12 protein-coding genes and 1 riboswitch are annotated in these 13,454 nt (G+C 68.9%); of the genes, 6 read left to right on the top strand and 6 right to left on the bottom strand.

Going from position 1 to position 13,454, the window contains the following annotated elements; genetic code table 11:
* Window positions 1-20: 20 nt before the first annotated feature.
* The gene (locus Q9R22_RS02715; protein ID WP_131333815.1) at window positions 21-716 is read left to right on the top strand and encodes a DUF305 domain-containing protein; all 696 of its coding nucleotides are present in this window, start codon (window positions 21-23) and stop codon (window positions 714-716) included.
* A gap of 397 nt (window positions 717-1,113) precedes the next feature.
* On the opposite strand, the gene Q9R22_RS02710 is transcribed toward Q9R22_RS02715, so the two are convergent.
* Window positions 1,114-1,800, bottom strand: coding sequence for a DUF305 domain-containing protein (locus tag Q9R22_RS02710; protein WP_131333816.1), 687 nt, complete (start codon window positions 1,798-1,800; stop codon window positions 1,114-1,116).
* 417 nt (window positions 1,801-2,217) lie between these two features.
* The gene (locus Q9R22_RS02705; RefSeq protein ID WP_019310387.1) at window positions 2,218-2,628 is read right to left on the bottom strand and encodes a four-helix bundle copper-binding protein; all 411 of its coding nucleotides are present in this window, start codon (window positions 2,626-2,628) and stop codon (window positions 2,218-2,220) included.
* A 590-nt stretch (window positions 2,629-3,218) separates the two neighbouring features.
* Window positions 3,219-3,408, top strand: a riboswitch (cyclic di-AMP (ydaO/yuaA leader).
* A 5-nt stretch (window positions 3,409-3,413) separates the two neighbouring features.
* Between Q9R22_RS02705 and Q9R22_RS02700 the strand changes: the two genes are divergently transcribed.
* Window positions 3,414-4,076, top strand: coding sequence for a C40 family peptidase (locus Q9R22_RS02700; protein WP_165489834.1), 663 nt, complete (start codon window positions 3,414-3,416; stop codon window positions 4,074-4,076).
* Window positions 4,077-4,215: 139 nt separating this feature from the next.
* On the opposite strand, the gene Q9R22_RS02695 is transcribed toward Q9R22_RS02700, so the two are convergent.
* Complete coding sequence (locus Q9R22_RS02695; protein WP_131333817.1) at window positions 4,216-4,797, bottom strand: class I SAM-dependent methyltransferase; 582 nt, start codon at window positions 4,795-4,797, stop codon at window positions 4,216-4,218.
* A gap of 321 nt (window positions 4,798-5,118) precedes the next feature.
* Here Q9R22_RS02695 and Q9R22_RS02690 point away from each other — a divergent pair, with 321 nt between their 5' ends.
* Window positions 5,119-6,378, top strand: coding sequence for a Y-family DNA polymerase (locus tag Q9R22_RS02690; protein ID WP_131333818.1), 1,260 nt, complete (start codon window positions 5,119-5,121; stop codon window positions 6,376-6,378).
* Window positions 6,379-6,457: 79 nt separating this feature from the next.
* Window positions 6,458-6,658, top strand: coding sequence for a hypothetical protein (locus Q9R22_RS02685; RefSeq protein ID WP_085107277.1), 201 nt, complete (start codon window positions 6,458-6,460; stop codon window positions 6,656-6,658).
* A gap of 516 nt (window positions 6,659-7,174) precedes the next feature.
* Here Q9R22_RS02685 and Q9R22_RS02680 read toward each other — a convergent pair.
* A complete protein-coding gene (locus tag Q9R22_RS02680) occupies window positions 7,175-8,467 on the bottom strand; it encodes an MFS transporter (RefSeq protein WP_206399036.1) in 1,293 nt (430 codons plus the stop codon).
* Between the two features lie 175 nt (window positions 8,468-8,642).
* Between Q9R22_RS02680 and Q9R22_RS02675 the strand changes: the two genes are divergently transcribed.
* Complete coding sequence (locus tag Q9R22_RS02675; RefSeq protein WP_131333819.1) at window positions 8,643-9,116, top strand: MarR family winged helix-turn-helix transcriptional regulator; 474 nt, start codon at window positions 8,643-8,645, stop codon at window positions 9,114-9,116.
* Window positions 9,117-9,140: 24 nt separating this feature from the next.
* Here the strand turns inward: Q9R22_RS02675 and Q9R22_RS02670 are convergent, their stop codons facing one another.
* Entirely contained in the window at window positions 9,141-10,673 is a 1,533-nt protein-coding gene (locus Q9R22_RS02670; protein ID WP_242670534.1) for a PucR family transcriptional regulator, read from the bottom strand.
* A 37-nt stretch (window positions 10,674-10,710) separates the two neighbouring features.
* On the opposite strand from Q9R22_RS02670, the gene Q9R22_RS02665 reads away from it, so the two are divergent.
* Window positions 10,711-11,559, top strand: coding sequence for an alpha/beta fold hydrolase (locus Q9R22_RS02665; RefSeq protein WP_131333820.1), 849 nt, complete (start codon window positions 10,711-10,713; stop codon window positions 11,557-11,559).
* A 28-nt stretch (window positions 11,560-11,587) separates the two neighbouring features.
* Here the strand turns inward: Q9R22_RS02665 and recQ are convergent, their stop codons facing one another.
* Entirely contained in the window at window positions 11,588-13,438 is a 1,851-nt protein-coding gene (recQ, locus tag Q9R22_RS02660) for a DNA helicase RecQ (RefSeq protein ID WP_131333821.1), read from the bottom strand.
* Between the last annotated feature and the right edge of the window lie 16 nt (window positions 13,439-13,454).

The following is a 13,454-nucleotide window of genomic DNA, read 5'->3' as shown; positions in this document are numbered from 1 at the left end:
CAACAAGAGAAGGACACACTGTGAAGCGTTCCACCACCCTCATCACCCTCGCCCTGGCCTCGGCTCTGGCCCTGGCCGGCTGCGGCACCAACGGCGAGGAGAACACCGGGGCGGCCTCCGAGGCCGCTACGTCTGCAGCGGCAGGTGCCGGAAGCACCGAGACCACCGGCACGACCGCCCCCTCTGGCTCCTCCTCCGCCCAGGAAATCTCGGAGGAGCACAACGACGCCGACACGATGTTCGCCCAGATGATGATCCCCCACCACCAGCAGGCCGTGCAGATGAGCGAGATGATGCTGGCCAAGGACAACGTGGATCCGCAAATCCAGGAGCTGGCCAACAAGATCGTCGCCGCCCAGGGCCCGGAGATCGACCGCCTGGAACAGATGCTCCAGACCTGGGGTGAGCCCACCTCAGCGGCGGCCGGGGACATGGGCCACGAGTCCATGGGTCACGACTCCGACTCCGGTTCGGGCATGGAGGGCATGATGACCGAGAAAGACATGGATCAGCTCCAGGCCGCCGAAGGGGATGAGGCCGCCGAGCTGTTTTTGACCCAGATGACCGAACACCACCGCGGGGCCATCGACATGGCCAAGGAAGAGGTCACCAATGGGCAGAACTCGCAGGCCATCGCGATGGCCCAGAAAGTGATCGATGACCAGGAAGCCGAGATCCAGGAAATGGACGGCTTGCTCCAGCAGCTCCAGAGCTAGTGCGTTGACCGGTTGGGTCGGCCGGGTTTGGACTGGTGGCATGGCTGAACGTGTGAAGGTGCGTCGGTTGACGCCGGCGGAGGGCCAGCGGTTGCAGCGGATCGTACGCCGCGGGGAGTTTCACCTGAGCGCCATCAAGGGGCCACCGCTGGGGCCACCACACCACCGCGGCGGCCTGAAACACCGCCGACCTACCCGGTCACCGCACTAGCACCTGCTGTTGGGTGGCCCCCCACCACCAGGCACGAGTCCTTCCCGCAGTCAGCCTGAGCCACCGCAGGTCACCGGCCCGGAGGGGCCCCACCCGAATGCGTGGGGCCCCTCCGGGCCGGTGACCACTGATTCCCACGCGCCGGATGCCCGTGGGCCCCCGGCGCGCGGGGCCCGGGACCGGGCCTCAGCCGTGGCCGGCGAGCCAGGTGCGGAAGTCGGCGACCTGAGCCTGCTGAGTGGTGATCCCGGCGGTGGAGGCCACCCGCAGTTCGGCGTGCGGTGCCCGGGCCTGGGGCTCGAGGAACTCGATGATTCCGCTGGAGTGGTGCGGAATCATCTTCTGCACGAAGGCGACGTCGAAGCCTTCACCGGCTTCCACCGCCAGCAATTCCTCGTGCATCATCTGCATCTCCTCCTCCATGGTCGCCATCTCCTGGCGGGCCTCCTCCGGGGCCTGGGCCTTGGCTTCGTCCGGGGTCAGTCCGTACCACTGATCCAGCCACCGGGTGAACTGCTCGATCTGGTGCTGCTGGTCGGCGACGATGTTCTCCGCATGCGTGCGGATGTCGGGACTGGTGCCGCGCTCCAGCTCCAGTTCGGCCATCTCGATGGCGCCCTGGTGGTGGCCGATGATCTCGGCCAGGAAAGTGATCTCCAGTTCCTCGCCTTCGAGGCCGGCCAGGGTCTCGCCGAACTCGTAGGCGGTCGGGGAGGTGGGCTCGGGCTGGAGAGTCTCGGTCTGGGTATGGGCAGGGACCGGGGTGGCCTCCCAGCGGGCGAAGGCCGGGGCGGTCGCCCCGCCCAGCAAGGCGGTGGCGACGGCGATAGTGGCGGCCACCGTGGGGCGGCCACGGAATGGGGTGGAACCCATGATGATGTCTCTCTTCCACGACGAGGGAGCTCGACCCTGAGATGCCGGCTCGGTGATCACCCCGCCGCCGGGGCGGGAACGATCCGCGCGGGCGGGGCTGTGCTCAATGAGATACGGGGGGGAAGAGAGAACCCCCGCCTCCGGAGGTGCCCGGTCAACGGATCAGATTCCTCTTTCACCGACGGAGGCCCATCCACGGCCTCCGTGGGTCAGCGTCGGCCTCCAGAAGAGGCCCGGTTTCCGTGGAGGAACTTCTCCCCAGGTGATCAGTCACCCGGGGCATCACCCGGGCGGTGGGTGTGTCATGGCGTCGCCCGACTTGTGCAGCTCGGGCTTGCTCCGCGGCCTCGCTCCCAGCCAGCCCCGGAGCTTCTCACCGCCGTCCGCCACCCGGGTGATGGGTCCGCGGGGGCAGGCTCAGCCCAGGGCGGCGACCAGCTCGGCGCAGGTGGCCTCGCAGCGCCGACAGGCCTCCGCGCAGATCCGGCAGTGCTCGTGCATCGAGGCGTGCTTCTCGCACTCGTCCGCGCAGGCCTTACAGGCCATCTGGCAGGCCCGGATCGCATCCAGGGTGATGTTCGCGTCGTAGCCGGTGTGCCGGGAGAGCACCCGCCCGGTGGCCTCGCACAGATCCGCGCAGTCCAAGTTGGTGCGGATGCACTTGGTCAGCTCCGCGACCATGTCCTCGGACAGGCACGCGTCGGCGCAGGCGGTACAGGTCTGGGCGCACTGGAAACAGGCCTCGATGCAGGCGGCTAGCTTCTCCTCGTCCACCCCGCCCAGGTCCTTCGGGTAGGTCTCCAGCATCGACGTCACATGATGAGTCATGGCTTGCTCCTTCGTCGGTTCGGCCGAGGAGACGAACCGGCCGGAGCCAATCCGCCATACAACCGACAGCAAACTGCGGATCTGGCCGGATGAAGCACTTACTCCTTGAAGATTCCGTGAAGAAATCCCGAGAGCGAGGCGCGCGCCACGCCACGCATCCATTTCCTTTTGTGAAAGATGCATAGGAACCATGAAGATCTCATGAAGAAATCTCTCTCGCGCCGCCGGAAGAGAACGACTTCCTGAAAATAGCCTGGATTATTTCCTAGCCTTTTCTTACCAATCCCTGTGGGGCGGCAGGGGCTGGCAGCTGCGCTCTTGCACCCCTCTGACGGAGCCGCAGGTACAGGAGGGCCTGGGCGCACACCGCGTAAATCCGCTAGTCGCCGTCAGATATGCACCTCTTCGGCAGCAATGTGCTGGGGCGCGAGTAGAAGGCGGCCGCCGCCTCGGCGGTCACTCCCGAGCGTCTCTCCGTCCCGCTCGGCGGTGAAACAAGGGGGGAGGAGCGGCCGTAACCGTAACGTGACTTTTCCGTTATCTGTTCGCTACTGTCCTCTGCGTGCCGATCGCCGATCCGGTTGGCATCCCCGGGTACATCGCCGAATTCTGCCGGTGCCCGGGGTCTGCTGAAAAGACATCGCTTGGCAGAAGCGGGGGAACCATACACGGTCCCGCCCTTGGGGCCTGGGGGTTAAGCCGGCCGGACGCGCGCGTCCGCCCGGCCGGGTGTCTCCCACCCGCATCCGACAGCTCACCTCGCAGGCAAAGGGAGGAATCCACTCATGCCCATGTTCCAGCGCCGTACTGCTCGCCACCGCGCCCAGACCCCGTCCCGCCTCGTTCGCCGCACCACTCTCGCAGCCGCCGCTGGTGCGACGGTGCTTGGCTCGGTGGCACCCGCCCAGGCCTACGCCGAGCTACCGACCCCCTCGAACACCGCCTCCTCCACCCCCGCCCCCATGGTGGCGACCCTGGCCTCGTCCCCCGCCGCGGCCCCGATCGTCCCGGCAGCCACCCCGGCCCCTGGGGCGCAGGCGGCCTCGACGCCGCAGATGGCCTCGGCCTCGGATGTTTCCGTCCAGTCCACCGACACTACTGCTGTCTCCACTTCCGGGAGCGGGCTCGTGGGCACCGCCATGCAGGGTGTGGGCGGTGGTTACGTCTGGGGTGGTACCGCCTTCGGCGCCTGGGACTGCTCCGGGTTCACCCAGTGGGTCTACGCCCAGAACGGCATCGAGATCCCCCGCACCAGCCAGGCCCAGTGGGCGGCTGGTACCCCGACCGCCAACCCCCAGCCCGGTGACCTTGTCGTCCAGAACGGTGGCGGCCACATCGGGGTCTACCTGGGCGGCGGCAAGATGATCTCCGCGCTGAATCCGACCCAGGGCACCTTCGTCCACGACGTCAACGCCATGCCCGTGGTCGGCTACGTCACCTTCCGCTGACCCACACCACTGGATGCCTTGGGCATCCACCCAGGGGCTCCCGGAGAAGCCGCCCCCGTGCTGTGGGGGCCCTGTCAACGACAGGGCCCCCACAGCACGGGATCTCATCCCGCAGTCCAGGCCTGGTTGCCAACGCAGGTCACCGCGTAGCTGGCTTCTGGGCAACAAAGCGTAGAATCCGCCCACCGAAGGACAACCGGAGGGCGAGGAGCTCCAGGCCGACCTGGTCGAGAACTGGTTCGAAGGCTCCGGGGTCGATGAGTCGGTGGGGAGAGCGATCGGCCCGGTGAACCAAGGAGGCCATCCGTGAGGCAAGCAGGTCGTATCCCACCAATGCCCCGCCCGGCCGCAAAACCCGGGACCCCTCGACCACCGCGTGTTCCCACTCGATGACGTGGTGGAGCATCAGGAAGCTCACAACCGTGTCAAATGACTCGTCCTCGAAGGGCAGGCGGGTGGCGTCGGCCTGACAGGCCTCAGCATGGGGGAATCTGACAAGGCATTGCTGCGCAACCTCAACCATCACCGGGTCGGCGTCGGTCGTAGTGAGCCGCACCCAAGGGTTGGCTTGGACGATCGCTTCGGCCATCGCCCCGCTGCCCCCGCCGATTTCCAGCACGTTCTCGGTGACGGGGAAGCCTTGGGTCGCCCAGGGGACCATTCGCCGGGCCAAAAGACTCCATGGCGCACTGCGGCAGCACGAAGCTTCTAGAGCGGACATCCTCGGCATGGACTCCCCCTCCCGGTGCATCCGGATCGTGTGCGCCGAGCCTAGTTCCACGATCGACAGCAGTGAACCGGCTCGGCAAGGACGAGGCGACCTCGCTATGCACACCGCCCGGGGTGGGCGCGGCCGCTGATTCGAGGAAGCTAGGTCCCTGGCCTCCGGACCCCCACCCATGCCCCCTCACGCGGGGTCAGCAATGATGTCGCCTCCGGCGGCTATACCTGCTCTCATGGGCAGGGATCAGATCTCCAAGCACAGGGAACATCGCAAGAACGAACATCGCGACATACCAACACGCCCCGTGGGGCGCTCGGCGTGATCGCCCTGGTGGACGTGAACAACTGCTACGTGTCCTGCGAACGTCTTTTCGACCCGTCCCTGCTCGGCAAGCCCACTGTGGTGCTGAGCAACAACGACGGGTGTGTGGTCGCCCGCTCCGCCGAAGCCAAGGCCCTGGGGATCCAGATGGGAGATCCGTGGTTCAAGATCGCCGCCGATGCCCGCCGGTGGGGCTTGCAGCGCAGATCCTCGAACTACCCGCTCTACGCCGATCTCTCCCAACGCACCATGGCTCTGCTGGACCGCTACGCCCAGGCACAGGAGATCTACTCGATCGACGAGTGCTTCCTGACCCCTCCCCCCGGGCACACACGCGAGCTGCTGGCCTGGGGCCGGGAGCTGCAGCGGGTGGTAGCGCGCAACGTAGGGCTGCCCGTCAGCGTGGGCATCGCCCCCACCAAGACCCTGGCCAAGCTGGCCACCGAAGCGGCCAAGAAGATCCCCGCCACCGGGGGCGTGGTGCACTGGGAGAACACCCCGCCGGGCTTCTGGGGCCGGCTTATGGGCACCCTGCCAGTGACCGAGGTGTGGGGGGTGGCCGCGCGCACCGCCCGCCGCCTGGCAGCCCAGGGGACCACCACCGTCGCCGAGCTGCGCGACGCTGACCCGGTACGGATCCGCGATCGGTTCTCCGTGGTGCTGATGCGCACCGCGCTCGAGCTCAACGCGGTGCCGGCGATCCCCGTGGAAGAAGAGACCGCCACCAAGCAGCAGATCCTGGTCTCCCGCTCCTTCCCCGAACCAATCCTCGACCCTGCCCTGATCGCAGAGGCGGTGGCCGATTTCGCCCAGCGGGCCGCGCGCCGGCTGCGCAAGGAGGACCAGGAAGCCGCGCGTCTGACGGTCTTCGCCGCCACCTCACCCCACCGCCCAGGCCCTGACCACCACCCCAACGCTCATGTAAGGCTGCCTGCTCCGACACACGAGCCCGGGGCGCTGGCCGCTACGGCCCGCAGGGCCCTGGAGCCGCACCTGGTGCACGGGATCCCGTACATGCGCGCCGGGGTGATGTGCCTGGAGCTCACCGACACCGGTGCTGCCGCGCCCCTGCCCGGTACCGCCCCCACCACAGCGCCCATCGGGTCCCTGATCGACGCCGTCAACACCCGGTTCGGCACCGGCACGGTCGGCTTGGGACGATCCGCGACCAGCACCCCCAAGCCCTGGGACAACCACCAGGCAGCCCTCTCCCCCGGCTACACCACCGACTGGAACGCCTTGCGCACCGTCAGCTGATTCCTGTTTTTGGCCTGCCTGGCGACACACCAGCGGCGGTTTGTGTACGAATGCAGAATCATGGGGCATACTTTGTCACATGACTGACAAGGGGGCGCGCCGCATACCTCGCGCCTTGGGGCCTATGGTTCCCCTCGTCATCCAGATCCCGCAGGAAGTGGAAACCGCCATCCGCTCCGCTGCGGCGCAGGACGACGTGAGCATGTCATGGTGGATCGTCGCTCAAGCAGCACGGAGCCTCGATCTACCCCAATACGAATACCCGCCCGCACATGACTGAAGGCGGCCCCCCGCCAGGGACCGCCTTCAAAGTCTCGAACACCGTTCCAGCGACCAAACTTTCGCGGTGTTCCGATAGCAACGAAAGTTCCTCATGAGACACCAGGTAAAGCACCCATCGAGGTGTTGCTATGTCTAGGCTACCAGCAGACTTAGCGACGCCGCTAACCCCATTATCCCCATTGGAGGCACGGGGGTTGGTGGGGGCACAAGCCCCCGCAACCCCCGCCCGTCGTCGGAGCATGTGCCGCAGCGCCCAGCGGTTCCCGGTGACCGAGGCCCACACTCCCCGTGCGCGCACGGGCAAGTCCTGGACCCCGGACCCGGCGGAGGGCGCGGAGGCGCGGGTGCCGTGCTGGTGGTCCCGTGACCAGTGGATCCAGGAAGAGAGGGCACCGCCTGGCGCGGAGACGACGAGACGCGCCCACCCGGCCCCTCACCGTCGTCGTCCCCGAACGCAGCCGTACAACGGAAAGGGGCCCGCAGTGAAAACCACGGGCCCCCGAAAGAGCGAACCTCAGTCCACCACGAGCCGCCCCCGCTTGGCGTGCGGGTGCCGCCCGTGCACCGCGTGGTACAGCACGGCGGCAACGACTACCAGCACGGCGAGAACCGCGTACATGGCCCCGAAACCGGCGGCGGAGAGCAACAGACCCAGGATCACGGGGCCCACACCCACGCCCACGTCCATGAGCAGCAGCAGCGTGGAGATGCCGGTGCCCAGCTTGTGGGCGGGCACCGCGTTCACGGCTATGGCCTGCGCGGCCGGCATGAGCGTGCCGTAGCCCAGACCAGTCATGGCGCCGGCCACGACCACCTGCCAGTCCTGGTTCGCCACCGCCAGGAAGCCCAGGGCCACAGCGAAGCAGACGAGGCCCAGGTAGACCACCACGTTGTCGCCGCGCTGGTCCTGCACCTTGCCCAGCACTAGGCGCATGATCAGCATGGCCACGGCGTACGCCACGAAGAACAGGGCGGCACCGGTGGTGACTCCGCGGTCCTCGGCATAGGCGTTGAGGTAGGTGATGACGCCCGCGTAGCAGACGCCCACCACCAGCATGAAGGAGCCGATGGGCAGCACTGCCGGGTGGGCGATGTCGCTGAGCGAGAAGGCGGCGCGCTGCTTGTCCACCTCCTGGTTGGCCTGGGCTTCACGCTTGACCAGGGGCTCCCGCAAGAAGACACCCAGCACCAGGCCGAGCACGGCGGTGACGAGGGTCGTCCAGAACAGCCACGTGTAGTTCAGCGAACCCACCAGGAAGAGCCCCAGCGCGGGCCCCACCGCAGTGGCCAGCGTGGTGCCCAGCGCGAAGTACCCGGTGCCCTCGCCGCGGCGGGAGTCGGGGATCACGGACTGCGCGATCGTCATGACGGCGGTGCTCGCGAACGCGTACCCGAAACCGTGCAGCAGACGCACCCCGATCAGCACGGGCAGAGACCCGGCAGGCAGGTACAGCGCGCACGCGACCACCACGACCACGAGCGCGATCAGCAGCATCTTCCGGCGGCCAAGGATGTCGACAAGGTATCCGGAGACCAGCCGCGCGACGGTCGCCCCCACCACGAATGCACTGGACGCGAAACCGCCCACGGCGTCCGAGGCGGCAAAGCTCTTTACCGCGTACAGCGCCATGGTGGTGACCAGCATGTAGAAGGTCAGGTACTGCAGGAAGTTGACCACCCACGCGACCACGAACGTGGGAGTGACCAGCCGTGCCGGGCCCGCCGAGTGCGCGGGACCGGGCGTGGCCTGCTCCACCACAACCGGCAGTTGACCTGTGGGAACGTCGTCCTTCGCGTCGACCGACACGGGCACCTCCTGGAGTTTTTGGGTTTGTATAGTGCAAGATATTACCCCAGGATTTGTATTATGCAATTTTTGCCGACGACGCCGCTCCGCCGCCTTTCCGCCCCGCCTACCGTTGAGAGCTGCCACGGCGGCAGCCCCTCGGAAGCCGTCCACCCGGGGATGAAAGGATGGAACCGTGCACAGCGATGACTCAGTGAGCGAACTCGTCTACGAGAACATGCTGCTCTCGAGATACGCCCTCCAGGGAGCACCACCCCAGTCCCGCCGGGAGGCGCTGGACCGCAGCTCCACCGTGCTCCTCGCCCGCCTGCAGGCCGGCGGCCCCATGAGCGTGGCCGAGCTGGCCCAGTCCTTCGGCCTGGACATCTCCACCGTCCACCGGCAGGTCGCAGCCGCCATGAAGAGCGGTCTGATCGAGCGCATCAAGGACCCTGAGGGCGGCGTCGCCAAGAAGCACCAACCCACCGAGGAGGGCGTGCACCGTCTTGCGGAGGAACTGGAGGTCCGCCGCGAGTCCTACCAGCGTTTCATTGCGGACTGGCCGCAGGAGGACGTCACCGCGCTGGCCCGTCTCACCCGCCGCTTCAACGAAAGCGTGGAGGCCACCCTCGGCCACAGCTGGCCGCGCGACTACCCCACCGAGTTTTAGCGCACGACGCCGCCCGGGCCGTCCTCAGCACCCCTCCACCTCCGCGATCAGCAGCGCCACGTGCAGGGACGTCCGCGACTCCGGATCGTCCAGCGACACCCCCAGCCTGCGTTCCAACCGGGCCAGCCGCCCGTAGAGCGCCGGGCGGGAGAGGTGGATCCGCTGGGCCAGCAGGCTCTTGTTCCCGCCGCACGCCAGGAACTGCGTCAACAGCTCACGGTCCTCGTGGCGCTCCACGTCCAGGACGCTCCCGAGTTCCGCGCGCGCGAACATCTGCACGCGCTCGTCCCCGCGCAGCATCGCGAGCAGCCCGCGCAGCCGCACGTCCTGTGCGCGGAAGCACCGCCGCCGCGCGGAACCGGAGCGCGCAGAACCGGACCGGGCGGCGTCCTGCCGTGCCGCGCGGTCCGCCACGGTCCCGTCCTGCGAGGGGCCACCTTCCGCGCAACCGTCCCGCGCGAGCAGAGACACCGCGGCCTCCGCGATCATTCCGGCCTCGTCCAGGCGGGCGGCCGGGCCGATCATGCCCGCCTCGGGATCGGTGACCCCCGCGAGCACCCGCCACGCTCCCTCCAGGCGCTGCTCCGCCGCCCCGAACACCCGTTCCACCACCGCGTCCTGCGGGGTGCGCGCGGCCAGCGGCACCAGCACGGCCACGGAGGCGGCGCCGAGACGGCCCGCGAGCGCCGTCGTGCGCTCCCGGCCCAGCGCCCACGCGAGCGCGTCGAGCACGGCGCCGCCCTGGTGCTCGCCCAGCGGGTCCGCGCCCGGGCGCTCCCAGCGCACGACCACCGGCAGCCACGCGGCCGGGGCCGCCTCGCTCAGCACCCCGTCGCGCAGCACGCCGATCCCGAGTTCGTGCGCGCGCCGCCGCGCGGAGTCATCGTCCACGTTCCACGGGCGCCGAAGCTCGTGCAGCAGGGCGGTCTCCGCCTGGCGCTTCTCATTCCGGCGGCTGCGCTCGGACAGCAGCGTGAGCGCCACCGCCTGCCCCGCCCGCTCCAGCACGATGGCACGCAACGCGGGCCCAGTACCCCGCGGCTCGGCGGACAGCCACCCGACCGTCTCCCCCGCGACCGCCACGGGAACGGTCCCCCCGCTGTCCTCCGGTGACGACGACGCCACACGCCGCCGCCACACGACCTCGGCACCCAGTAGCCGCGCGGCTTCCGCAACGATCCGCTGGACCGGGGCAGCCTCCAGGGTCAGCTGGGTGAAGACCTCGTGGATGCGGCGGTCCGTCTCCAGCTGCTCGAGCTGGCGCGCGGCGATCCGGCGGTGCGCCTCCTGCGTGACGGCCACGAACCGCACTTGGCGGCTCAACAGGTACACGGGCAGCTCCCGGTGAGCGGCCGCCGCGCGCAGCACCCGCACCACGGGCTCCCGCCCGGAGAGCACCTCGACCGCGAGCGCTCCGATGCGGGCGCCGTGGACAAGGTCGTGCTGATCGGACTGGCCGTGGTCGTGGCACCGTTCACCGTCCTGGCCATCATTGGGCGCGTCATCGGGGGCTTCTAGACCCGCTCCGCCGCAGACCCGCCCCAGGTCCGGGGCCACGGCTGACGAGCCCCTCCGTGCGTCATAGGGTGGAGGCATGACTCGGATCACCAGCTTCACGCGACAGGGACTTACGTTCGACGTTCTCGACCAGGGCCCGGAGGACGGCCCCGTGGTCCTGTTGCTGCACGGTTTCCCGCAGGATGCCCGCGGCTGGGACGACGTCGCCGAACGGCTGAACGCGCAGGGGCTGCGCACTCTCGCCATGGACCAGCGTGGGTACTCCCCGGGCGCCCGACCCACCGAGCTGGCCGCGTACCGCCGCGAGGAGCTCTCCGGGGACGCGCTGGCCCTCGCGGACGAGGCCGGAGCGGAGCGGTTCCACCTGGTGGGCCACGACTGGGGAGGGGTGCTCGCCTGGGACATCGCCCTGCGCGCACCGGAGCGGGTGGCCTCGCTGACCGTGCTGTCCACCCCGCACCCCACCGCGCTCGGGCACGCGCTCAAGACCCCGGACCAGGTCAAGAAATCCTGGTACATCGGCATGTTCCAGATCCCCGCCGCACCGGAGCGTCTGCTCGCCGGTCGCGTGGGAACCCTCACCCGCCGTGCGGGCATCCCCGAGGAGGCCGCGGAACGCTACGGGCGTCGCTTCGCCACCGCGGACGACCTGCGCGGGCCCATTAACTGGTACCGCGCCATGCTGCGCAAGGACGGCGTGACCGGTAAGAATGCCGGAAACGGCATCATCACGGTGCCCACCACGTTCGTGTGGGGCAACCGGGATCCCGCCCTGGGCCGAACGGCCGCCGAGGAGACCGAGGTGTACGTGCACGCGCCGTACGAGTTCATCGAGCTCGATGCCGGGCACTGGCTGCCCGAGCGCGAGGCCCCCGCGGTGGCCGAGGCCATCGTGGACCGCATATCCTCCGTCACGTCCGACTGACGCCGAACGGCCGGGGCAGTTCTCACCGTCAGGACCCCGGGGAGCCCAGCACCTCCAACACGGCGTCCCCGTACTCGGCGAGTTTCTTGGCACCCACTCCGCTGATGCCGCTGAGCTGCGCGGTCGAGGCGGGGGCGGCCTCCACGATGCCGACGAGCGTGGCGTCCGAGAACACCATGTAGGGCGGGATCTGCTTCTCTTTGGCCACAGATGTCCGCCACTCCCGCAGCGCCTCGAAGGTCTCCTTCGCGGCCTCGTCCAGGGTGTCTGCGGCCCGAGAGCGCCCGCTGCCCCCGCCGCTGCGAGCGCGTCCGTTCGCGCGCGCCGTCGGCGTCCTGTCCACCGCCAGCTCCAGGGTGCCCTCACCGCGCAGCACGGGACCCGCCTGCGGCCCGGGAACCAGCACGCCGAAGTCCCCGACGGCCTCCACGATCCGGCGGGCAAGCAGCTGCCGCAGTACCGAGCGCCACTCCCGCTCGGAGAGGTCCTGCCCGATCCCCCACACGCTCAGCTCCTGGTGGCGCGACGCCTCCGTGCGCTCGTTGCCGCGGCCCAACAGGATGTCGAGGACCTTGCCGGAGCCGAACTGCTCACCGCGTTCGCGTTGCAGCCTGATGAGCGTGGACAGCAGCTTCTGGGCGGGCACGGTGGCGTCCCAGACCTTGGGCGGGTTCAGGCACGTGTCGCAGTTGCCGCACGGCTCGGAGTCCTGGCCGAAGTACCGCAGCAGCTGCGCACGACGGCAGTCCGTGGTCTCGCACAGGGCGAGCATGGCGTCCAGGTGCGAGCGCGCATTGCGTTTGTGCAGGTCAGATCCGTCTCCCTGGTCGATCATGCGCCGCTGGTTGACCACGTCACCCAGGCCGTACGCCATCCATGCCGTTGCGGGCATACCATCGCGGCCGGCGCGGCCTGTCTCCTGGTAGTACCCCTCGATGCTCTTGGGCAGGTCCAGGTGGGCGACGAAGCGGACGTCCGGCTTGTCGATGCCCATGCCGAACGCGATCGTGGCGACGACGACGATTCCCTCCTCCCGCAGGAACCGCATCTGCGTGTCCTGGCGTACTGCGGCGTCGAGACCCGCGTGGTAGGGCATGGCGTCGACCCCGCGGGCGCCGAGCCACGCGGCAGTGGACTCCACGCTCTTGCGGGACATGCAGTAGACGATGCCCGCCTCCCCCGGGTGCTCCGACTGGATGAGCCGCAGCAGCTGGTCCTTCGCGCGGTCCTTGGACTCGATCCGGTACTGGATGTTGGGGCGGTCGAAGTTGGAGACGAAGTGCCGCGCGTTCTCCATGCGCAGCCGCTCGGTGATCTCCTGGTGGGTGGCCCGGGTGGCGGTCGCGGTGAGTGCGATGCGGGGAACATCCGGGAAGGCGTCCGCAAGCACGGACAGCCCCATGTAATCGGGGCGGAAGTCATGCCCCCACTGGGAGACGCAGTGCGCCTCGTCGATCGCGAACAGGGCGACCGGCGAGCGCTTCAGCAGATCGATGGTGCGCGACAGGATGAGCCGTTCGGGGGCCATGTAGAGCAGGTCAATGTCCCCGGCGAGAAGCTGCCGCTCCACCTCCTGCGCCTCGTAGGGCTCCAGGGTGGAGTTAAGGTACGCGGCGCGGATGCCCACGGCCTCGAGCGCGGCCACCTGGTCCGCCATGAGCGCGATCAGCGGGGAGACCACCACGCCTGTGCCGTCCCGCAGCAGGGCGGGGATCTGGTAGCACAGGGACTTGCCGCCGCCGGTGGGCATCAGCACCACGGCGTCCCCGCCGCCGACCACCTGCTCGATGATCTCCGCCTGCTCACCCCGGAAGGCGTCGTAGCCGAAGACCTCCTGCAGGACGCCCAGGGCTGTGGTGGCTGTGGCGGAGGAAGTCATGCCTCCAGGGTAGGTG

The organism is Kocuria sp. PD6, from assembly GCF_031844145.1.
Classification (GTDB): Bacteria; Actinomycetota; Actinomycetes; order Actinomycetales; family Micrococcaceae; genus Kocuria; species Kocuria marina.
The sequence above is the reverse complement of the archived record's forward strand: the minus strand, read 5'-3'. Positions and strand labels throughout refer to the sequence as shown.

Bases quoted from the DNA above. Each gene is read 5' to 3' on its own strand.
- Q9R22_RS02710 (WP_131333816.1), bottom strand. From the start codon at position 1,800: ATGGGTTCCACCCCATTCCGTGGCCGCCCCACGGTGGCCGCCACTATC.
- Q9R22_RS02705 (WP_019310387.1), bottom strand. From the start codon at position 2,628: ATGACTCATCATGTGACGTCGATGCTGGAGACCTACCCGAAGGACCTG.
- Q9R22_RS02700 (WP_165489834.1), top strand. From the start codon at position 3,414: ATGCCCATGTTCCAGCGCCGTACTGCTCGCCACCGCGCCCAGACCCCG.
- Q9R22_RS02695 (WP_131333817.1), bottom strand. From the start codon at position 4,797: ATGTCCGCTCTAGAAGCTTCGTGCTGCCGCAGTGCGCCATGGAGTCTT.
- Q9R22_RS02685 (WP_085107277.1), top strand. From the start codon at position 6,458: ATGACTGACAAGGGGGCGCGCCGCATACCTCGCGCCTTGGGGCCTATG.
- Q9R22_RS02665 (WP_131333820.1), top strand. From the start codon at position 10,711: ATGACTCGGATCACCAGCTTCACGCGACAGGGACTTACGTTCGACGTT.
- recQ (WP_131333821.1), bottom strand. From the start codon at position 13,438: ATGACTTCCTCCGCCACAGCCACCACAGCCCTGGGCGTCCTGCAGGAG.